A 21,600-nucleotide genomic window follows, 5' to 3' on the forward strand; every position below is an offset into this window, starting at 1 on the left:
TTATATATTATTTTTTCTTACCTAATGTATCAACGAAACTTAATGCAGATAAACCTAAAAGTGTTAATGCATGTTTTGCACCTTTAAAGCCATGTCCAGCTTCATAATGTTTATATGCTGCAACTGTCATAACTGATCCTACAAGTACTGAACCTAATCTTGATAAAGATTTGTTACAAGCACTTAAGAATAAGAAGATTGAACCTACTAATTCAAGCCCGCCAGCTAATTTCATAGCGTTTCTTGAAAGACCAAAACCTTCTTCGAATTGTTGAGCCATACCGTCGTCATCTTTCACTTTTGGTTGACTTGAATCAAAAATTTGTTTACCTACATATACATTTAATAAATATCTTAACATTACTTAATTTCCTCCTTATTTTTCATATATTCATCTACAATCGGTTTAACTCTTTCACCTAATAGTTGAATAGATTTTAATACTTTTTCATGTGGCATAGAACCTACTGGTAAATGTAACATAAATCGATTAACACCTAAATCTTCGTGCAGTTTAATAATTTTTGCTGCAACTGTTTTAGGGCTTCCGACAAACATTGCACCATGAACAATTTCCTGTTCAAATTTTTCCATTGAATATGGTGGCCATCCACGTTCTCGTCCTAATTGATTTATAACATATGCACTTGATGGATAATATTCTTCCATCGCTGCTTCATCAGTTTCTGCAATGTAACCCCATGAGTGTGTCGCAACAGGTAATTTAGATGTATCAAAACCATTTGATTCAGCAACAGCTTTGTACATTGCTACATTACGTTTAAAACGACTTGGCGCCCCTCCTATAATAGCATAAGTGATAGGTAATCCCAATTGTCCTGCTCTCATAGAAGATTCTGGATTTCCTCCAGTTGCTAACCAAATAGGTAATTTATCTTGAACTGCTCTTGGAAATACTTTTAAATGATCAATTGCTGCTCTTGTTTCTCCTTGCCAAGTTACAGATTCATTTTCATTAATTTGCATTAATAAATCCAATTTTTCTTTATAAAGTAAATCGTAATCTTTTAAGTCATATCCAAAGAGTGGAAAAGACTCAATAAAAGAACCCCTACCTGCCATAATTTCTGCTCTTCCATTACTAATAGCATCTAAAGTAGCAAATCTTTGATAAACCCTAACAGGATCATCAGATGATAATACCGTTACAGCTGATGATAATCTAATATTTTTAGTTTGACTAGCCGCAGCTGATAACACTGTAACTGGATCTGATACTGCATAATCTTCTCTATGATGTTCCCCTAATCCATAAACATCTAATCCTACTTTATCAGCTAGCTTAATTTCTTCAACGATTTGATTAATTCTTTCGTGTGCGGGGAAAGGTTTATCCACACCATTAATTGGAGAGATTTCAGCAAATGAAGATAACCCTAATTCAAATTTCATGTTCTCACCTCGATATAATTAATATACTAGGTATAATTATAATACTAATTTGTTATTTGTCAATGAAATTAAACAAAATAATAAATTAGCGAATAAACTTATGCATAAGTTTATTCGCTAATTTTTATTTAAATATCATTTTCTAAATTGCATATTTTTAAAATAGACTGCTTTAATGGCATTTCTTGTTCATAGATTCTTAATTGATCGATTGTTTCTGGATTTAAATAAATACACTTTCGAGGTTCTCCATTTTGAAAAGCGACAATTGCTTCTCCATCATCTGTATTTTCAAACATTCTATCAACGTCGGAAAAATATTGACTTAAAATATAAATTAATGCATCACTATATCTTTCACGGTCTTTTTTATATAATTCAACTTGATCATCTTGTATATAATACGCATCAACAATAGTCATGCCATCCATTTCAAGTTTTTCATGAGTAACATCTTGACTCAGTTGTTCTCTCTTAAAAAATTTAAACAACATAAACGATCCCCTTCATTAATCATTTTAATTAGATTTACTTCTTTGATACTCCTGATACTCAAAAAATACTTGGAATAACATAATTAACATTGCAGGATGATATTGTGAATTGAAAATATCAATATCATGATTAGATGCAATTTTAAATCTTTCAGACTTAGTTTCCATGATTAAGTTATTTGTGTCATCTGTTACTTTAACAGATCTAGATATAAATCCTGATTCAAACAACAAATTATCGTTTTTTTCACCATTAAATATTATTCTAGGTTTGAATCCAATTTTTGTTTCGAATGTGCCTATTTTAGTATCATTCTTAAATACTTCCCAAACAGTTTTAAAAGGGGTCTTTAACTTTCCTTCTATCGATCTTTCTTGTATCACTTTAAAAGAGCCACCTTCAAATTCGATCATAAAATTATGTTTCTTTCTCCCTAATAACGCGAATGTTTCTTGTCTAGTGGATGTGTAATACAAACTTAATATAAATATAGGATTATTGTGTTCATCATAGACTTCAATTGGTTTAGTAGATGCACCAAAAAAGTTTTCTTTGAAATGATATTGTGACATATTAACCTCCCTAATAAGCTGTTATTATGACTATTCTACCATAGCTAAATTTTGTGCACCATTTTTAATGTTTTGTGCTTTTAGAACATTTTCTATCATTAATTTAATCATTTTTTCTTTGTATGGCTTAATAGAAACTAATACAATTCTTTCATCGGTATCAGCTCTATCTTTATCAAGATAGTTTAATTGCACAAGGGCTTTTATGGATTTATTGATTTTTACTAAATCCCATCCAAATTGCTGTTTAATGTCTTTTAGTGTTCGACATCCATTCTGAGACATCTGTATAAATAATAAAATCATAAATTGATCGACATTTATTCTATATTGATGATGGATATTATGATGGATTTCACTAATCATACTATTAACCTCTATAGCATAATCAATACAATAATTTGAATTTACATGTGTAGATATCTCATTTAAATTACTCTTAAAGTCCAGTTCTATTTGATTAATTAGTTGAGAAATTTTCATTTTGTGACGAGTTTCTACTATTATAATGATTTTTCTCTCATCTTGTTTTAGTCGTTCTTTTTTATAATAATTTAAATCATGTAAATAGGATATGACATGTGTTAACATCGTTTGATTAATACGAAGTACTTCTTTAAAATCTAAAGCTGTAAATTTCTTTCTCTTCTGATTATCGTTAATAAATTTCAATATTTTTAAATGATAAATATTTAATGCGTAATTTTTCTTTAGTATTTTCTTCACCTGAAAATTTAAATAATTAAATTTCAATAATTCGTTCTTATGTTCAATCATAGCTCAATACCACCTTAGTTTATTTTCGTTTTATATAGATATGTTTAATGACATCCGCTGAAGAATCATAATCTATTACTAATTTTTTTGATTCTTTTTTTAAATTTATTGTATTTATCTTTTTATTCGTTTCTTCATTAAACTGCTGATTAATTGCCTTATTACGCTTAATAAAAATATCGTGAATTCTAAACTCAAATTCCTCAATGTTTAAACCAGTAATATTTAGTTTTTGCTGCAGCTTATTAAACAGTTTATTGTTTGGAAAGATTAATAGCTGGTATTCATTTAAATAATGCGTTATGAGGATACTGCCATTAAAAAATATGATATTTCCTCTTAATCTTTTTAAAGTTAATATTAATTCGAATAACTGATACTGACTTTCTTTATTTAACTGTAATTCTTTTATCATAAGGTGACTGCTCTGTGAAGGTATCATACTATCAATCCAAGTATCATCTATAATAATTGAAATTCTTTGCTTATATTCTAAACACCATTTAAATGTTTCAATAAGTGAATCAATTCGATTAGGGGTTGTCGGTTGATATAAGATATTTATCGAAGAATTATTCTTTAATATAGTAGTTATTTCTCTATCGGAGACTAATTCATGGTAAACTTTATAGGCAATTTGTTTATTTCCTTCTATTATATTTGTCATTCGGTTAGTTATGTATTTATCCCGATTATTTAATATTAGTGTTACTTTTGAATCTTTTAATGTGTCTTTTATCATTTTATAGATATGATTATATTGGTAAAATGTCATATTTAAATAGAAATGAAATTGTCGTTGTCCATAGTAGTATGTACAATCGATTAGATAATTTAAAAGTTTCTTTAAGTCTTCTTCAAACGCCTCTAGATTTTTATTTCTAGACAACTTTAATTCAAATGAAATTTCAAATTGATGCTCTAAAGAAAATGAAAACATTTGATGCATTAATCTATTTTTCTCAAAATTAGCTTCATTTAAAAACTCATCAAGTAATGAATGCGAGAATAATAAACCATATTGCCCAATTTCTCTCCTCATCGTTAAAAGTTTTGATTGTTGAAAATTATTTGTTAGTGCCTCAATGTTTCTGATATATATTAATAAGTTTGATGATGGCATATTTGATGTTAGCTGTGAGTCTATATTAATATCTAAACTAATAAAATCTACAAAATTGTTTGTCAAAGCTCTAATTTCCTGAGATATCTTATTAAAATTTTCAAGAAGATTCGAGCGCTTATTATTAAATGGATAATACTGATCATTTGTGAGTTGCTTTCGATATTTCGCTGGTGTTATATGATATTTATCTCTGAAACTTGCTATAAAGTTTGATTCGTAAGTAAAACCATTATCACCTGCAATTTGCGTTATAGACTTCTTTGAATAAATCAAGTCAAATATGGCGTAGGATAAACGAATATTTTTTCTAAGTTCTCTATATTTCATATCTGTTATTTCTTCTAGATTTTCTGAAAACCATCTCACTGATAAAATACAATTCGTCGCAACTTCAGCAATATATAACTTCTCTTTATAATGTTCATACATATAATTGATTGCTTTATGTATATCATTATTTAAAAAATAATCATGATTTTCATTTACAATTCTATATAATCGCAATGTCATCATTAATTGCTTAATTACATCAAACATATTTATGTCCTTGTCTTTTTTATATTTAATATAATTGGCGAGTACCTTATTCATGTAAAATCTAATAACATTGTAATCAAGTTTATCTACATCAATATAGTACTTTTTTTCGAATTGAAAAAAATAATCAAGTTCACATCTTGATAAATATAAACTAGCTATAACTGTATCTTCATTAGAATAAATACGATATTGTTCTAAATCATTTATGATAAGAATGTCATTTGCTTGATATACTTTACGTTTACCATTGATATATATTTTACTACTTCCTTCTATTACATATAGCAGTATTAACCCCATATTAAAATCAGATTGAATATTTAATGGTTGATAAATCTTAAAATTACCATCATACAACATGTTAAACACCCCAATTCCTTATGAAACATCTTTATTTATTATTTATGATAATTATAATTCAACAAATATTACTAAAAATACTTTATTCTTGACTTTTTATTATGAAATTTTGTACTTATTTTAATCCTTCAGATGGAATATTCTTTTGTTTATTGGATATAATTTTTCATAGTATTATCCAAAGTCAATTATTTTATTATGTCTTAAATATTACAAACGTGTAACAAAGAATCGTGTATAACACCTAAAAGTACTTAAAAACGCTGGTATTACAACGTTCTTTATTCAGTGTAAAATGTTCGGAATTATTACATGAAATCTTTAGATATTTAAATTAAATTACAAAGCTTTAACATTCAACACAAACTAAACGATTTCTGATAAAGTAGATTTTGTTGATTAACAGCGAAGAAAAAACTTATTAGAAAAAAAAACATAAAACATATACGAAAAATTATTTTTAAATTATCTAGGAGGATTTATTTATTATGAAGAAAATCGCAACAGCAGCAATCGCAACGGCAGGAATCGCAACATTTATGGCACATGACGCAGATGCAGCAGAAAATACACAAGGATATAATCCAAACGATCCATATTCTTATTCTTACAATTACACAATTGACCAACAAGGTAACTACCACTACACATGGGAAGGTAACTGGAATCCATCATCTCATTATGGTAACCAAGCTCAACAACAAGTAGCATCTAACACTGCTTCTTCAAATAACGAAGCAGCTTCAAATACAAATTATTCACAACCAGCATTCAATGCTGCACCAAATGGTGGTGGTTTAGGAGATTCACATAACACGTCTTCAAATCAAAATAATGTTCGTGTAACAACTACACAAGCACCATCAACTAGCAACAATACAGCAACTACATCAAACTCAAGTTCAAATGTAAGCACTACAACTACATCAACTTCTCGCCCATCAACTGGTGGAGGAGCTAACTTATACACTGCTGGACAATGTACTTACTATGCATTCAGCAAACGTCCTGACTTAGGTAGCACTTGGGGAAATGCTAATAACTGGGCTAGTGCAGCAGCACAATCTGGTTACACAGTAAATAACAACCCATCTGCAGGTTCAGTATTACAAACTACAGCTGGTGGTTATGGTCACGTAGCTTACGTTGATAAAGTGAACTCTGACGGTTCTATCCAAGTTTCTGAAATGAACTACCAAGGTGTAGGTGTTGTTTCAACTCGTACTATCTCAGCTTCAGCAGCTGGTTCATACAACTACATTCACTAAGATGAATATAAAAAAAAGAGCAATCGCTATGATTGCTCTTTTTTTATGCATTTGTTTTTACTTTTTTAATACCGATACCTGTTATACCATAAAACGCTGCAAAGATTACACATAAATAACATGGAACAGCCCACCAGAAGAAATCTCCTAATGAAACATGCAATAAATCTCGATAGTATATACCTGAAGTTCCCCAAGGAATAAATGGCAACACCATTGTTCCGCAATCTTCTAGCGTTCTTGATAAGTTCACACGATCTAAATTACGCTCATTATACATTTCCATTAACAGTACACCTATCATAATAATCACGACAGATGCAACACCAGCTGCAAAAACGAGTATTAAACTTCCCGCTATCGTAACTAATATCAGATGTGAATCTTTAGAAACTTTACTAGATATTGTCGTTAAAATAACTTTTAAACTGCCAGATGCTTCTACAATACCCGCAAAAGCATAACCACAAAAAATCGTTACAACAATTTCAGTCATACTCATAATGCCACCACGTTTTAACAGTTCTACCATTGAACTTGATGCATCATTTTCAGATAAGCCTGTCATATTGATGTTGAAACCTTGCATCGTTACATTAAATGCATCTACAATTTCAAATCCATTATTAAACACACCTACAAACATTGCGACTAAACTGGATAATAACATCATCGGTACAGTAGGTTTTCCTATACTAATACCTAATACGATAACAATGACTGGTATCCATACCCAAAAATTCAAATTAAAAGCCGTATCAATATTACTCAATAATTCATTTATTCTTTTGCTTTCTACATTTTTAGCATCAAATTGTAAACCTACTATAAACCATACAATGAGCCCTATAATTGATGCAGGTATTGTCGTCCACATCATATGTTGAATATGCCTAAAGATATTTACTTTCGTTACTAATGCAGCTAAATTAGTTGTATCTGAAAGTGGTGACATTTTATCTCCAAACACTCCACCAGCTATTACAACACCTGCAACCATACCTATCGGAATATTCATCTCATTAGCAATCGCCATTAAAGCTATACCGGCAGTACCTACTGATCCCCATGCAGTACCTGTTGCGACAGATGTAACGGCTGTTATGACAAATGCAGTTACTAAAAAGTATGTCGGATTAATCGTTTCTAAACCATAGTAAATTAAAGCAGGTACAGTGCCTGAATACATCCACGTACCTATTAAAATACCGACTGCAAATATTATGTATATAGCTGGCATTGCAGTTGCTAGCCTCTTTGTAATGCCATCTTGCAAGTCTTCCCAAGTTAAGCCTACTCTAATGGCTATAAAGCTCGCATAAACAGCCGCAATAATTAATAATGGCTGAATTGGATAATGTAAAATCCCAAAACCAATCAATACGACTAACCCCATAAATAAAATTGTAGAAATTGCTTCAAATAAAGTTGGTAATCTCTTCATATAATGCCCCCTTCCATATACTTAGAAAAGTAATCATATTATTTTATATATGAAAAAAGTAGTCGCAAATGATTTGCTAACTACTCTTTTTCAATGATTTAATCCTTAATACAAATATTACAAGCTAATGACATTAATTTTCTAAAAATTCCTCGTAAAACCTTATATTATCGGTATATTTTCTATATTACTGTTTGTCATAATTGGTCAAAAATATTACTAAAATATTGTATCTGATTATGATTAAGTAACAACTGTATGAAAACACACACAAACATAAAAACATCTGTTAAAGTATTATTTGTCGTCGGAAAACGACACAAACAAAACTAAAAATTTAAATTTAAAACATATACGAAATTTACGGAGGATTATTTATAATGAAAAAATTAACAGCATTCGCAGTATTATCTACGGGACTAGCAACAACAGTAATTGGAAATGGTGAAGCTTCAGCAGATACTTTCGATAACGCTCAAGCTCCAATTCAAAACCAAACTCAAACTCAAAACTTTAACTATACTAATAATTATAGCCAAAATTACAATACTTCAAACATGAGTCAATCATTTACTTCATCAGTTACTCAAACTGCAACTCAAACTTCAAGTTCATCAGCTAACTTATACACTGCTGGACAATGTACTTATTATGTATTTGACAAAAAGCAAGCAGATGGAGACCCAATTAGCTCAACTTGGGGAAATGCTAACCAATGGGCAGCAAATGCAGCAGCAGATGGTTACACAGTAAACAACACACCTAAAAAAGGTTCAATCTTACAATCAACAGCAGGTGCTTACGGTCACGTAGCATACGTTGAAAATGTAAACTCTGACGGTAGTGTTGAAGTTTCAGAAATGAACTACCAAGGTGAAGGTGTTGTATCAACTCGTACTATCTCAGCTTCAGAAGCTGGTACTTACAACTACATTCACTAAGATTAATATAATATATCTAAAAAGGAGACTAGGCATACCATTGTCTAGATCTCCTTTTTTATTTATAAAATAATTAATTTATATTATTGATTGGCTACAGCGATAAAAAATTGTATACTTAAATTAAGTTAGGAGGGATTATACATGAGTGAAAACGAACAAAATCCATTTCAACAAACTTCAACACATTCAACATATGAAGATGTATCACAACACTTAGATACAACTGATGATGATAGATTATTTGGTATGCTTATATATTTAACAAGTTTCTTTGCTTCATTTTTTGCGCCACTTATCATTTGGTTAATTAAAAGAGAGAACTCTCCATTCGTTGATAAAATTGGTAAAGATTATTTAAATTTCTTTATTTCATATACGATTTGGGGACTTGTTGCTTCCCTATTATGTTTAATACTAGTAGGTTTTATTTTAATACCAATATTAGCTATTTTAGCTTTTGTCTTTACTGTTATTGGTGCTATCAAAGCATACAATGGAGAAACTTATTTACCACCATTATCAATCCGTATGATCAAGTAACACTTTCATTTTTCGAAAGTGTTATTTTTCTTTTTTATGGTAAAACTGATTAAATACGAATATTTAATTTCATGATAGAATGATGTATACTCTTATAATCTTAAGAGTACCGTATTTTATGAATCCCCTTTTTAAACGTTATTTGTGCACTTCCATTTTATGGAAAGGCATAATTTTTTTTGTACTTTATTACTACAGTGCTTTAAAGGAGGAGTTTTTTTGGATCAAAAAATTAAAAAACCGAGAAGAAGATATATAAGCTTACCGACACAAATATTAATCGCTTTAGTATTAGGTGTTGTAGTAGGATACTTTTTACACGGACAAGACCATTTGATTAAATTCATTCGACCTATTGGAGATATCTTTTTAAACCTTATTAAAATGATTGTTATTCCAATTGTATTCTGTTCACTAGCATTATCAATTTCAAACGTTGGTGATATGCATACAGTTGGTAGATATGGTTGGAAAACAATTTTATACTTTGAAATCATCACTACAATTGCTATTGGATTGGGAATTATATTCGGAAACTTATTCAAACCTGGATTAGGGATTGACGCAAACAAATTACCTAAAGGTGATATTTCTAAATACGAACAAACTGCCGATGCTGCAGAAAAATCGACTTATGGTAACCATATGATAGATACAATAGTTGGCATCATACCTACAAATATATTTGAAGCTTTAACAGCTGGAGAATTACTACCTATTATATTCTTTGCAGTATTCTTCGGATTAGCAATCGCTGCAGTTGGTGAAAAAGGTCAGCCAGTTAAAGATGTATTAAGTGGAACATTAGAAGCTGTATTCTGGATGATACATAGAATATTACGATTAGCGCCTTACGGTGTATTTGCTTTTATCTGTGTAACGATTATGACATTTGGATTATCTGCTTTAATTCCATTAGTTAAGTTATTAGCAGTTGTTGTAGGTGCAATGGTATTCTTTATTATTGTTGTATTAGGGATTGTCGCAAAAATTTGTGGCATCAGCGTATTCTCTATTATTCACATATTAAAAGACGACTTATTGTTAGCGTTCTCAACTTCAAGTTCAGAGACAGTACTACCATCAGTAATGGAAAAAATGGAAAAATTCGGTGCACCAAAAGATGTTGTTTCATTTGTTGTACCAACAGGATATACATTTAACTTAGATGGTTCAGCCTTATACCAATCAATCGCAGCATTATTTGTTGCACAGATGTATGGTGTCCATTTAACACTTGTTGAACAGTTAATATTAATGTTTACATTGATGATTACATCTAAAGGTATGGCTGCTGTTCCTGGTACTTCTATAGTTGTTCTTATTACAACATTAGGATCTATGGGATTAAATCCAGAAGGACTTGCATTAATTATCGGTATAGACAGACTATTAGATATGACAAGAACATGTGTCAATGTTGTAGGTAACGCACTATCAACAGTTGTTATCTCTAAATGGGAAAACAAATATGACCATGCAAAAGGACAAGAATACTTAAAATCATTGAAAAAAGCATCATAAAAAAAGATTCGGCTAAGGGGAGCCGAATCTTTTTATTTTAGTTTATTTTAGTGAATCCACAATTTCTTTAATTTCATCTTGTTTTAAGTCTACAACAATTTCTCCGTCTTTAGTATCTTCTTTTAAAGCATCTTTAGCTTCTTCTGAATGATATAATTCTGCAATTTTCTTGAATGTTTTATTATCTTTGTCTTTCGTATTTGCTGCGATAAAGTTGATATAAGGTTTAGCTGCATTAGCATCTGGATCTTCTAAGAATATAGGGTCTTTCTTTGGATCTAATCCTGCTTTTGAAGCTACACCATTATTAATAACAGCAATATCCACTTCATCTAATGCTCTCGCTGTTTGTTGTGCATCTACTGCTTTAATGTTTAAATTCTTTTTATTTTCAACTATGTCTTTAGGTCCACCACTTAAACCGAAGTTCTTATCTAATTTAATGTAACCTGCTTTTTCTAATAATTTTAACGCTCTTGCTTGGTTTGAAACATCATTTGGAATCACGACTTTCGCACCATTTTTTAAATCTTTTACATCTTTTAATTCTTTAGAATATATACCTAACGGTGCAAACACTGTTGTTCTAATAGGTGTAATGTCTGTACCTTTATTTGCTTTCTTAAATTGATCTAAAAATGCGAAATGTTGGAAGGCATTTAAATCAATGTCTCCGTCTGATAAAGCTTTATTTGGAACATTGTAATCTGAAAACTGTTTAATTTCGACATCAATGCCATCTTTCTTAGCTAATTCTTTAACTTTATCCCATACTGCTGTGTCATTCGACGCGATACCGATTGTGACTTTTTTGTCGTCTTTCTTATCTCCACATGCTGCGAGTAATAAGACTAATGCTACTAATAATGTTAAGACTTTTTTCATTTAAACTTCTCCTTTATATTAAAATGTTTATTTAACTTCTACGTACTAATCTAGATAATACATTACCTAGAGATTGAATAACTTGTACCATAATAACAAGTATAATAACGGTAATAACGATGACGATTGTATCAAATCTTTGATAGCCGTATGCGAGTGCTAAGTCACCTATTCCGCCGCCACCAACTGCACCGGCCATTGCTGTAGCACCAATTAAACCAATAATTGAAGTTGTTAATGCTAAAATTAATGAACCTAATGCTTCCGGTAATAAGAAATATCTAATAATTTGAAATGGTGAAGCACCCATTGAATGTGCAGCTTCAATAACTCCAGAATTAACTTCTAATAATGAGTTTTCTACTAATCTTGCTATATAAGGTGCAACATAAACAGTCAGTGGTACAATTGCTGCAGATGTACCTATTGAAGTACCTACAATTAATTTAGTAAAAGGTACAATCGCAATTAATAAAATAATAAAAGGTAATGATCTGAAAATATTAATAATTGGGTTGAGTAAATAATAAATAATGACATTTTCCCATATACCATTTTTTCTAGTAATCACTAACAAAATACCTAATGGAATACCAATTAAGGCACCTAATACAAGTGATACAGTTACCATGTATAAAGTTTGATATATAGAATCTAACAATAGTGAAGAATCTAATGATGATCCGAACATTATGCACCAACCTCCTCAAATTCTATATTTAATGAATCTAAATGGGCAAAGCTTCTTCTAATTGCACTGTCGTCACCTTTCAAACGTAACGTTAAGTACCCTACAGGTGTGCCTTGAATATCTGACATTGAAGCAAACAATACATTAATTTGAACTTGATATTTTGTAATTAAGTCATTAATGATAGATTGTGTCACTTTATCTCCATCTATGTATAATTTAATGTCTGTTGCTTGATGATCAGTTGGTATTAATTTTCTTAAATTAGGTGATATATCTGTTGTAATAACTGTAGATACAAAGTTCTTCGCTGTTGCTGTTTTAGGATGGCTGAAGACATCTAATACAGGTCCAATTTCGATTACTTTACCATTTTCCATCACTGCGACTTTGTTACAAATCTTCTGTATCACACTCATTTCATGTGTAATCAGTAGAATTGTGACACCAAACTCTTCATTGACACTTTTCAATAATTTCAATATAGAATCTGTCGTAGCCGGGTCAAGTGCACTTGTTGCTTCGTCACATAATAATATTTTAGGATCTGTCACGAGTGCTCTTGCAATAGCCACTCTTTGTTTTTGTCCGCCAGATAATTCATTTGGATATTGCTTCCCTTTATCCTCTAGACCAACAAACTTGAGTAGTTCATCTACTTTAGCTTTAATTTTATCTTTACTTGTACCTTGCAAAATAAGCGGCATCGCAACATTATTAAACACTGTCTTAGAATTTAATAAATTAAAATGTTGGAATATCATGCCGATATTTTTCTTAACACTTTGTAATTCTTTCTTTGAATACTGATTGATGTCATGGCCATCTACAATGACCTCTCCCGTTGTTTTTTCTTCCAATACATTAACAAGTCTTATTAACGTACTTTTTCCTGCTCCACTATATCCAATTACGCCAAAAATATCTTGTTCTTCGACTTTAAAACTGACATCATTTAAAGCTTGGATTTTAGAATTCTTTTGCTGGAAAATTTTATTTACATTTTTAAATTCAATCATCGTATTTATCCCTTCCGAATTCTTATTAATATGATAAGAATTATATGGGTGTTTCCTTTTATCGTCAATACTTATAATCAAATTTTTCTAAATATTCATTTATCTATATTGTAATTTTTCTCTTTAATGATTGATTAACATGTTCTTAATGAATTTTTATTAATGTAAGCGCTATCAATAATTTATTGACAACTTTGTGAACAACAAATAAAATGAAACTTAAGATGTATTTTTACATCTACAAATAAGGGGGTTATAAGTATGGCAGAGCATGATTTCAAGCGTTTAGCAGCAGAGCCAAAGTTTAAAGAACTTCTGAAAAAAAGAAATAATTTCATATTTCCTATCTCTATATTCTTTATTATTGCAACGCTCCTATTTCCAGTATTGACTGGTTATACAAACATCTTGAATAATATTGCATTTTGGAATATCTCTTGGGCATGGATTTACGCTTTATTATTATTCATTATGGTTTGGACACTTGTCACTTTGTACATGCGAAAAGCGAAGTCTTTTGATAAAGATGCTGAGGAACTATTAAAAGCATATAGAGAGGAGCAAAACTTATGAATGTCATCGTTGTCGTTATGTTTTTAGTATTTGTCGGGATCACATTGTTTATTACATATTTTGCATCTAAAAGAACGCAATCAGCAAATGACTTCTACACTGCTGGTGGTGGCTTAACAGGTTGGCAAAATGGATTGGCAATTGCAGGTGATTATTTATCTGCCGCATCATTTTTAGGTATAGCAGGTGCCATCGCATTATGGGGGTTTGATGGTTTTTTCTATAGTATCGGTTATTTAACAGCTTATCTTATTGTGTTATACATTGTAGCTGAGCCGTTAAGAAATCTTGGTAAATATACTTTAGCAGATATGATTGCAGCACGATTTGAATTGAAAAAAGTGAGAGCAATGGCTGCAGTTTCTTCTATTACAATAGTTATTTTCTATATGCTTGCACAACTCGTTGGTGCAGGTGCACTTATTCAATTACTATTTGGTATACCTTATACACTCGCTGTTATTCTAGTTGGTATTATGATGACCATTTATGTATTATTTGGTGGTATGACAGCAACAAGTTGGGTACAAATGGTTAAAGCAGTATTACTTATGATTGGCACAGTGATTATTTCATTTTTAGTGTTATTACATTTTGACTTCAACCTTTCTACGATGTTTGGTGAAATGCATAACATTAAGTCATCTGATTTCAAAGGTGAATTTATTAATCCAGGTTCACAAGGTAAACCACCGTTAGATAACATCTCATTAATTATTGCGTTATTATTTGGTACAGCTGGATTACCACACATATTGATGCGATTCTTTACAGTTAAAGATGCTCAAACGGCAAGGTCTTCTGTTATGTGGGCAACATGGATTATCGGTATCTTTTACATTTTAACGATATTCCTTGGATTTGGCGCAGCAGCATTATTAACACGTGAAGAAATTATTAGCGCCAACCCTGCTGGTAATATGGCAGCCCCATTATTAGCAGCAAAATTAGGTGGAGATTTCCTAATGTCATTTGTTTCGGCCGTTGCATTTGCTACGATATTGGCAGTAGTAGCAGGTTTAGTATTAACAGGCGCGTCTGCATTCGCACATGATATTTACGGACAAGTCATTAAAAAAGGTAAAATAAGCGAACGTGAACAGATGAAAGCAGCAAAATTAGCTTCATTAGCAGTTTCAGTCGTATCCATTATATTAGCCTTATTTGCTCAAAATTTAAACGTAGCATTCTTAGTATCATTAGCATTTTGTGTCGCAGCAAGTGCAAATTTACCAGTCATTGTATTTACGATATTTTGGAAGAGATTTAATACACACGGTGCCATCACAGGAATAGCTGTCGGCTTAATCGTGTCACTTATACTCGTTATACTAAGTCCAAATGTCATGAATCCAGAAGGAACAGCATTTATTACAATGTCGCCAATATTCCCTTTATCAAATCCTGCAATCATATCAGTACCAGCAGGCTTTATTGGTGCATTTTTAGGAACATTCCTAGGTAAATCAGAATCACATGATAAATTCCAAGAAGTACAAGTTAAATCAGCAACAGGCATATCAACTTCAGATATTACACATTAAAAATTAGTAATGTTGGTGAAGTATTTAGGGACAGAATTCCGAGTAATGTCCCTAAGAGGCTGTTAGAGACACAATTCCGAATAATGTCCCTAATTAGACGCTCCTAACTACCATTTCTCGGAATTCTGGTAATTAGCATATCCAACTAACTTATTAAATGTCAAAAACCGCTTAGACATCCGTCGTGTCTAAGCGGTTTTTACTTATTTTAATTTTGCTTTTTGTAAAAACTTCACTTTTTTACTAAGTGATTTTGAAGATTTTTGTTTGAGCATTTTATTTCTTATTTTAATTTTTAAAGTACTTGATGATTGTGCTGCTTTACCGATTTTTCTTGATTTTATGATGACTTTTTTAGTATGTTTCGTTCTTAATTTGTCATATCGTTTTAAGGCTGATTCTATATCTCGATCGTTTATTAAATTAACTAATGTTACGGCGTCTTCTATTGCTTGGCCTGCACCTTGTCCCATGTTCGGTGTTGTTGCATGTGCTGCGTCACCTAATAGAACAACTCTATTTGAAACGAATGATTTCAATGGTACGAGGTCATACATATCATGATGTAATATGCCTGTTTCTTCTTGTGCATCTAATACGGTTCTTACTTCATCTGGGAATTGATTGAAGTATGCTTGAAGATGTGGTTTCTCAAATGACTTAAATTGCAAATCATTTTCTTTAGCATTCATTGTGCAGAACCAGTATAATTCGTTGTCTTTTAAAGGAACTATGCCAAATCTTCCTTTATGTCCCCAATATTCTAGTGTAACGTCTTGTTCAATATTTAACTTCTCATTTACAACGCCTCTGAAACAAGTGTATCCAGCATACTTAGGTGCTGATTTCGGATAAAGTTGTGTTCTTACTTTTGAATGTATACCATCTGCTGCAATTACTAAATCAAATTGTTCTTCTAAACCATTTGTAAAATAAAGTCGTACATCGTCAGCTGTTTGTTTAAACGTTTTAACTTCATGATTTAAATAAATATTATCTGATGGTACATGTGTTTTTAAGATTTCATGTAACACTTTTCTATGAATCGTAATATTTTTATGTTCATCTTGATCCATCATTAATGAATTTAAAAATTCATCTAAATCAGATCTAATTTCTATTTTTCTTAATGGTTGGCCTTCTTGCTCAATTGCATATGCCATTTTATATTGTTTTAATGCTTTAAGGACATTACTTCCAATGCCTAAACCGGCGCCATCTTGTTCTAAATTGCCACGTTGTTCATAAACATAAACTTCATGTCCCGTTTGACTTAGTAATCCAGCAGTCGTTAATCCACCGATGCCTGCCCCAATTACAGCAATTTTCATTTTGTTCACTACTTTCTTTGAAATAAAAATTTGATTATAAACTTTATTTTAACACGAATCCTTACATATCTTTACCCCTAGTTCATATTGAACTAGGGGTAACCTTTATTTGTAATAGTCTTTATGGACTTTTGATTTCTTCAAATTATGGTCATCATAATAACCTTCCATAATTTTACCGATACTTGTTGCCCAATTCACATCTGTTGCATAAAGATGCTGTCCAGGATTATAAGGGTTCCATCTCATTTTATATAATGTGTCTTGCCCATTGTTAAGATAGTCCTTTTTAATAAATTCTGCGCCTCCATTTATAGCTTTTTCTGGAGAAGTCCAACCTTTCTTACGCGCATAACTACTACCCGTTTCTACAGCATCTTGATCAAATGCCCCAATCCCATAGAAATTATAGAATGTTTTACCGTTGGACATTTTGACACCACTTGCCAATTCAGAATTACCATTTCCAGTTTCGATAAAAGCATGACTCATCAAGTAGATGATATTGACATCATATTTTTCTTGGGCTTCTATAAATGCTTTTTCTTTACCTTTTAATATGCCTTTATCTTTTAAAATGTCTTTAACTTGTTTTTCTGATACATCTACTTTTTTAGATATATCTATGAATTGAAAGTCTGTCTGACTTTTGTCAATATCCATAAATTTATCTATATCTTTTTTATCAGCATACACGAATTTATTGTCCTTTTGTGTAACAGCTGGTGCATCACTTTGCGTTTGAATTTCGAGCGCTTCTTCATAAGTATGTGTTTGATGATTTTTAAAAAAAGGAGACTCAAAAATAAATAATAAAACAATAAATATAATAATAATTGTGAGCCCTAAAATTAAAGAAAACCTTTCTCTCAAAAAGTTAATAATATTCACACCTTTTCTATTTGTATAAGCAATGTTACTGTTTTAACTTATCTTATATTTTCTTAAATTTCAACGAAATGTTTTCAAAAAATAAGAGTGAGACAGAAATCTGTCTCACTCGTCTCTACTCATACCTTTTAAAAAGTTCAATAATAGCGTTACACTTTGATTAATTTCTGGATCTTTAAGTGCGCCTAATAAATCTGTAACAGAAGTCTTCTTATAAGGATTAGCCCTATTCGCAACTTTCATGCCGTTATTAATCCTTCTCACGAAAGTAGATGTTTCTTCTATATCCAATTCTCCTAATAGAAATAGAACTTGTCCAAGATTTCCTAAAATACCTTCATATTGTTCTTTATTCAGTTCATTGACGATATTTTTCGTAATGATTTTACGTTGCACAATGGCTGCGTGAAATGCATCTAACGCTTCCGCTTCTTCCAGTGCATCGAGTATATCAATTCCTTTTTCAATGGCAATTTTTCGATCTGATAATCGTGATTTAATGTCATTCATATTTTCTTCAATTATATATTCTCTACTTTTATGAATTTTCTTAAACACTTTAACTCTTTCACCCATTATGCATCGCCACCTTTACTAGGGAATGTATAACTTGATTTCGCCCACTTGTCTTGTACTCTCACACTAATCTGTGGCTGTCTATTACCAAACCGCGAATTATGTTTAGGTATAGGTGATTTGCCTTTTTTAGTGATAAATTCTAACTTCGCATAATTATCTTTATATGCTGGTGTATTTGTATCTTTATCAACATCACTATCTGTTACAAAGTTAGGTGCACCTTCATTCTGATCATTTAACGGAATATAAATATTATTACCTGCTACTCTGTCTGTAACTTGCACATTCACTTCTACTGTACCTACCTTGGAAGTTACTTTAACTCTCGCACCATTTTCGATACCATGTTCTTCAGCGAGTTCTTTAGAAATCTCACAGAAGTTTCTAGGCATTTTATATTTTAAACCAGGTACTTGATAAGTCATATTACCTTCATGGAAATGTTCTAATACACGTCCATTGTTAACGTGTAATGACATTTCTTTTGTCTTTTTAGACTCAACATTAAATGACAATGGATAAAGTCTAGCCTTACCATCAGGGAAATTAAATCTTTCTGTATATAATAATGGTGTATCAGTACCATCATCATTCATTGGCCATTGTAAACTATCAAATCCTTCTAATCGATCATACGTAATTCCTTTAACTAAAGGCATGAGTGATTGTGCTTCATACCATATTTCACTAGGATGTTGATAATCCCAATCTGCGCCAAGTGACTGTGCAATTAATTGAATGATTTCCCAGTCTGGTTTAGAATCTCCAAGCGTGTCTAATGCTTTATTTATTCTTTGAACACGTCTTTCAGTATTTGTAAATGTACCATCTTTTTCTAATGAAGGAGATGCAGGTAACACAACATCCGCAAATTCGGCTGTTTTTGATAAAAATAAATCTTGAACGACTAAGAAATCAATTTTCTCAAATGCTGATCTGACATAATTAATATTAGCATCTACAACACCTGTATCTTCACCTTTAATATAAAGTGAGTGTAATGTCCCTTCATGTATACTATCTATCATTTGATGGTTGTCCAAACCTCTTTCTGAATCGAGCGAAACTTGCCAAGCTTGTTCAAATTTATGTCTCACTTCATCATCAGACACATCTTGATATCCTGGGAATGTGTTTGGCATACTGCCCATATCACTACATCCTTGAACATTGTTGTGACCTCTTAAAGGATAAGCACCTGTACCAGGTCTCATATAATTACCTGTTACTAACAATAAGTTAGAAATGGCTGTACTTGTATCACTACCGATACGATGTTGCGTTACACCCATAGCCCAACAAATGGATAGAGATTCAGTTTCTGCAACTTGTTTAGCAATATGTTTAAGTTCTGTTTGACTAATGCCCGTTAGACTTTCTGCATACTCTAACGTAAACGTTTTAAGACTGTCATAATAACTATCAAAATCATTAACCCATTTATTGATAAAAGCTCCATCGTGCCAATTTTGGTCGATAATATATTTTGTAACAGCTGATAGCCAAACTAAATCTGTACCAGGATTTGGTTGATAAAATTTATCTGCACGTTCAGCCATCTCGTGTTTTCTAATATCAAATACATATAATTTTTGTCCTAATAATTTATGTGCACGTTTGATTCTACTCGCGATAACAGGATGTGCTTCGGCTGTGTTTGTACCGATAGTAATGACCATTTTAGCTTTTTCTAAATCTTCAATTGAACCGGAATCACCACCATAACCCACCGTTCTAAACAATCCTTGAGTAGCTGGTGATTGACAATATCTAGAACAATTATCGACATTATGCGTTCCGATAACTTGTCTTGCTAATTTCTGCATTAAATATGATTCTTCATTCGTACATTTAGAAGATGAAATAAACGCTAATGCATCTTTACCATATTGATTTTTAATTTGAGAAAATCGAGTACTAATCACTCTCAAAGCTTCATCCCATTCAACTTCTTGGAAATAGCCTTCTTTTCTAACTAAAGGCTTAGTTAATCTATCTCCAGAATTCACATAATCCCAAGCAAATTTCCCTTTTACACACGTAGAAATATGATTTGCTGGAGAATCTTCATGCGGTAACACTCTTAATATTTCTCTATCTTTTGTCCAAACATCAAAAGAACAACCTACACCACAGTATGTACATACTGTCTTAGTCTTCTTAATAACATCTTCTCTCATCGCCGCTTCTGAATCAGAAATCGCAAATAGAGGTCCATACCCAGTTTCAGCTTTTTTAGTGAGTTCAATCATCGAACGTAATAAACCTGGTTCTTGATCAGTCATATAGCCTGCATTACCTAGCATGTTATTTTCCATCAAAGCATTACATGGACATACCGTTACACATTGTCCACAATTCACACAACTTGATTCATCAATCGCACGATCATTGTCCCAAATAACTCTAGGTTGTTTTCTTTCCCAATCAATCGTCAATGTTTCGTTCACTTGTACATCTTGACATACCTCTACACATCTTCCACATAAAATACATTGATCCGGATCATATCTATAAAATGCCCCAAAATCTTTTTCATAACCTTTAGATTGGAATGGATTAGATTGATGTTCCAAACCAAATTCACCCATTGTATTATGAATTTCGCAATTGCCATTATTATAATCACAAACTGTACAATATAATTCATGGTGTTCAAGCACTCTGTCCAATGCTTGTTTCTGAGCTGATTTTACAGATTCAAGTTGCGTATTCACAACCATACCATTCTCAATCATCGTACTGCACGCACGTTGAAGTTGTCCATTAACTTCAACGACACATGAGTCACACGTTTCAATCGGTCCTAAAGATTCGTTGTAGCATATAGACGGCACAAAGGATAACTTTTCAGCTTTAATAAAGTCCAATAGCCTCATGCCCTCTTCTACAAGAAAATCTTTACCATCAATTGTTATAACCTGATGTTCTTGCATATTGACTACCCCCTCTATGAAATTATGCCCAAAAAAGCCAAATATAATCATCTTTAAATGAAAAGGCTTACTTTTGATTATAATTTTGTAATTTTACAATTGCAAATAATTGTTACGTTTACTATATCGATAAATTTTCAGAAATTTC

At 31.5% G+C, this 21,600-nt stretch carries 20 protein-coding genes; 6 read left to right on the plus strand and 14 right to left on the minus strand.

What is annotated here, in order from left to right; translation table 11 throughout:
* Positions 1-7 precede the first annotated feature (7 nt).
* The 6 genes from LQ675_RS09125 to LQ675_RS09150 form a co-directional block, all read right to left on the minus strand.
* Positions 8-361 carry a DoxX family protein gene (locus tag LQ675_RS09125; RefSeq protein ID WP_025906850.1) on the minus strand — a complete coding sequence of 118 codons (354 nt, stop codon included), beginning with the start codon at positions 359-361 and terminating at the stop codon, positions 8-10.
* Complete coding sequence (locus LQ675_RS09130; RefSeq protein WP_048541162.1) at positions 361-1,413, minus strand: LLM class flavin-dependent oxidoreductase; 1,053 nt, start codon at positions 1,411-1,413, stop codon at positions 361-363. Before LQ675_RS09130 ends, LQ675_RS09125 begins: the two co-directional genes overlap by 1 nt.
* Positions 1,414-1,541: 128 nt before the next feature.
* Positions 1,542-1,907 carry a hypothetical protein gene (locus LQ675_RS09135; RefSeq protein WP_227532046.1) on the minus strand — a complete coding sequence of 122 codons (366 nt, stop codon included), beginning with the start codon at positions 1,905-1,907 and terminating at the stop codon, positions 1,542-1,544.
* A 24-nt stretch (positions 1,908-1,931) separates the two neighbouring features.
* Positions 1,932-2,480 carry a tubby C-terminal domain-like protein gene (locus LQ675_RS09140; protein WP_239727513.1) on the minus strand — a complete coding sequence of 183 codons (549 nt, stop codon included), beginning with the start codon at positions 2,478-2,480 and terminating at the stop codon, positions 1,932-1,934.
* Positions 2,481-2,510: 30 nt separating this feature from the next.
* On the minus strand, positions 2,511-3,257 hold the full coding sequence (locus tag LQ675_RS09145; RefSeq protein ID WP_048541165.1) for a transcriptional regulator, SarA/Rot family: 747 nt from the start codon (positions 3,255-3,257) through the stop codon (positions 2,511-2,513).
* A 19-nt stretch (positions 3,258-3,276) separates the two neighbouring features.
* Positions 3,277-5,283, minus strand: a complete 2,007-nt coding sequence (locus LQ675_RS09150) for a helix-turn-helix domain-containing protein (RefSeq protein WP_048541167.1) — start codon at positions 5,281-5,283, stop codon at positions 3,277-3,279.
* 488 nt (positions 5,284-5,771) lie between these two features.
* On the opposite strand from LQ675_RS09150, the gene LQ675_RS09155 reads away from it, so the two are divergent.
* Positions 5,772-6,551: a CHAP domain-containing protein gene (locus tag LQ675_RS09155; RefSeq protein WP_048541169.1), complete on the plus strand. Its 780-nt coding sequence runs from the start codon at positions 5,772-5,774 to the stop codon at positions 6,549-6,551.
* Positions 6,552-6,594: 43 nt separating this feature from the next.
* Here the strand turns inward: LQ675_RS09155 and nhaC are convergent, their stop codons facing one another.
* Positions 6,595-7,995 carry a Na+/H+ antiporter NhaC gene (nhaC, locus tag LQ675_RS09160; protein WP_048541173.1) on the minus strand — a complete coding sequence of 467 codons (1,401 nt, stop codon included), beginning with the start codon at positions 7,993-7,995 and terminating at the stop codon, positions 6,595-6,597.
* Between the two features lie 380 nt (positions 7,996-8,375).
* Between nhaC and LQ675_RS09165 the strand changes: the two genes are divergently transcribed.
* From LQ675_RS09165 to LQ675_RS09175, 3 genes are all read left to right on the plus strand, one after another.
* On the plus strand, positions 8,376-8,936 hold the full coding sequence (locus LQ675_RS09165) for a CHAP domain-containing protein (protein ID WP_048541175.1): 561 nt from the start codon (positions 8,376-8,378) through the stop codon (positions 8,934-8,936).
* Positions 8,937-9,080: 144 nt separating this feature from the next.
* Entirely contained in the window at positions 9,081-9,479 is a 399-nt protein-coding gene (locus LQ675_RS09170) for a DUF4870 domain-containing protein (protein WP_048541176.1), read from the plus strand.
* A gap of 231 nt (positions 9,480-9,710) precedes the next feature.
* On the plus strand, positions 9,711-11,003 hold the full coding sequence (locus LQ675_RS09175) for a cation:dicarboxylate symporter family transporter (protein WP_049320138.1): 1,293 nt from the start codon (positions 9,711-9,713) through the stop codon (positions 11,001-11,003).
* Positions 11,004-11,045: 42 nt separating this feature from the next.
* Here the strand turns inward: LQ675_RS09175 and gmpC are convergent, their stop codons facing one another.
* The 3 genes from gmpC to LQ675_RS09190 are packed head-to-tail and all read right to left on the minus strand — an operon-like array spanning position 11,046 to position 13,598.
* Complete coding sequence (gene gmpC, locus LQ675_RS09180; RefSeq protein WP_048541178.1) at positions 11,046-11,888, minus strand: dipeptide ABC transporter glycylmethionine-binding lipoprotein; 843 nt, start codon at positions 11,886-11,888, stop codon at positions 11,046-11,048.
* Between the two features lie 31 nt (positions 11,889-11,919).
* Positions 11,920-12,579 (minus strand): methionine ABC transporter permease, encoded by a 660-nt coding sequence (locus LQ675_RS09185; RefSeq protein ID WP_048541180.1) that lies wholly within the window; start codon positions 12,577-12,579, stop codon positions 11,920-11,922.
* Positions 12,579-13,598: a methionine ABC transporter ATP-binding protein gene (locus tag LQ675_RS09190; RefSeq protein ID WP_048541182.1), complete on the minus strand. Its 1,020-nt coding sequence runs from the start codon at positions 13,596-13,598 to the stop codon at positions 12,579-12,581. Before LQ675_RS09190 ends, LQ675_RS09185 begins: the two co-directional genes overlap by 1 nt.
* Before the next feature lie 261 nt (positions 13,599-13,859).
* Here LQ675_RS09190 and LQ675_RS09195 point away from each other — a divergent pair, with 261 nt between their 5' ends.
* Positions 13,860-14,171, plus strand: coding sequence for a DUF485 domain-containing protein (locus LQ675_RS09195; protein WP_107611080.1), 312 nt, complete (start codon positions 13,860-13,862; stop codon positions 14,169-14,171).
* The gene (locus LQ675_RS09200; RefSeq protein ID WP_048541185.1) at positions 14,168-15,715 is read left to right on the plus strand and encodes a solute symporter family protein; all 1,548 of its coding nucleotides are present in this window, start codon (positions 14,168-14,170) and stop codon (positions 15,713-15,715) included. Before LQ675_RS09195 ends, LQ675_RS09200 begins: the two co-directional genes overlap by 4 nt.
* A gap of 203 nt (positions 15,716-15,918) precedes the next feature.
* Here the strand turns inward: LQ675_RS09200 and LQ675_RS09205 are convergent, their stop codons facing one another.
* The 4 genes from LQ675_RS09205 to fdhF form a co-directional block, all read right to left on the minus strand.
* Positions 15,919-17,046: an FAD-dependent monooxygenase gene (locus tag LQ675_RS09205; protein ID WP_048541186.1), complete on the minus strand. Its 1,128-nt coding sequence runs from the start codon at positions 17,044-17,046 to the stop codon at positions 15,919-15,921.
* Positions 17,047-17,151: 105 nt separating this feature from the next.
* On the minus strand, positions 17,152-17,919 hold the full coding sequence (locus LQ675_RS09210) for an N-acetylglucosaminidase (RefSeq protein WP_048541187.1): 768 nt from the start codon (positions 17,917-17,919) through the stop codon (positions 17,152-17,154).
* Between the two features lie 123 nt (positions 17,920-18,042).
* Positions 18,043-18,513, minus strand: a complete 471-nt coding sequence (locus tag LQ675_RS09215; RefSeq protein ID WP_119649104.1) for a helical membrane plugin domain-containing protein — start codon at positions 18,511-18,513, stop codon at positions 18,043-18,045.
* Positions 18,513-21,452 carry a formate dehydrogenase subunit alpha gene (gene fdhF / locus LQ675_RS09220; protein WP_239727517.1) on the minus strand — a complete coding sequence of 980 codons (2,940 nt, stop codon included), beginning with the start codon at positions 21,450-21,452 and terminating at the stop codon, positions 18,513-18,515. The genes LQ675_RS09215 and fdhF overlap by 1 nt, the downstream gene beginning before the upstream one ends.
* Positions 21,453-21,600 lie beyond the last annotated feature (148 nt).

This window comes from Mammaliicoccus sp. D-M19 (assembly GCF_022386695.1).
GTDB classification, from domain to species: Bacteria; Bacillota; Bacilli; order Staphylococcales; family Staphylococcaceae; genus Mammaliicoccus; species Mammaliicoccus sciuri.

Coding starts and splice junctions, on each gene's coding strand:
- LQ675_RS09125 (WP_025906850.1), bottom strand. CDS start 361: ATGTTAAGATATTTATTAAATGTATATGTAGGTAAACAAATTTTTGAT.
- LQ675_RS09130 (WP_048541162.1), bottom strand. CDS start 1,413: ATGAAATTTGAATTAGGGTTATCTTCATTTGCTGAAATCTCTCCAATT.
- LQ675_RS09135 (WP_227532046.1), bottom strand. CDS start 1,907: ATGTTGTTTAAATTTTTTAAGAGAGAACAACTGAGTCAAGATGTTACT.
- LQ675_RS09140 (WP_239727513.1), bottom strand. CDS start 2,480: ATGTCACAATATCATTTCAAAGAAAACTTTTTTGGTGCATCTACTAAA.
- LQ675_RS09145 (WP_048541165.1), bottom strand. CDS start 3,257: ATGATTGAACATAAGAACGAATTATTGAAATTTAATTATTTAAATTTT.
- LQ675_RS09150 (WP_048541167.1), bottom strand. CDS start 5,283: ATGTTGTATGATGGTAATTTTAAGATTTATCAACCATTAAATATTCAA.
- LQ675_RS09155 (WP_048541169.1), top strand. CDS start 5,772: ATGAAGAAAATCGCAACAGCAGCAATCGCAACGGCAGGAATCGCAACA.
- nhaC (WP_048541173.1), bottom strand. CDS start 7,995: ATGAAGAGATTACCAACTTTATTTGAAGCAATTTCTACAATTTTATTT.
- LQ675_RS09165 (WP_048541175.1), top strand. CDS start 8,376: ATGAAAAAATTAACAGCATTCGCAGTATTATCTACGGGACTAGCAACA.
- LQ675_RS09170 (WP_048541176.1), top strand. CDS start 9,081: ATGAGTGAAAACGAACAAAATCCATTTCAACAAACTTCAACACATTCA.
- gmpC (WP_048541178.1), bottom strand. CDS start 11,888: ATGAAAAAAGTCTTAACATTATTAGTAGCATTAGTCTTATTACTCGCA.
- LQ675_RS09185 (WP_048541180.1), bottom strand. CDS start 12,579: ATGTTCGGATCATCATTAGATTCTTCACTATTGTTAGATTCTATATAT.
- LQ675_RS09190 (WP_048541182.1), bottom strand. CDS start 13,598: ATGATTGAATTTAAAAATGTAAATAAAATTTTCCAGCAAAAGAATTCT.
- LQ675_RS09195 (WP_107611080.1), top strand. CDS start 13,860: ATGGCAGAGCATGATTTCAAGCGTTTAGCAGCAGAGCCAAAGTTTAAA.
- LQ675_RS09200 (WP_048541185.1), top strand. CDS start 14,168: ATGAATGTCATCGTTGTCGTTATGTTTTTAGTATTTGTCGGGATCACA.
- LQ675_RS09205 (WP_048541186.1), bottom strand. CDS start 17,046: ATGAAAATTGCTGTAATTGGGGCAGGCATCGGTGGATTAACGACTGCT.
- LQ675_RS09215 (WP_119649104.1), bottom strand. CDS start 18,513: ATGGGTGAAAGAGTTAAAGTGTTTAAGAAAATTCATAAAAGTAGAGAA.
- fdhF (WP_239727517.1), bottom strand. CDS start 21,452: ATGCAAGAACATCAGGTTATAACAATTGATGGTAAAGATTTTCTTGTA.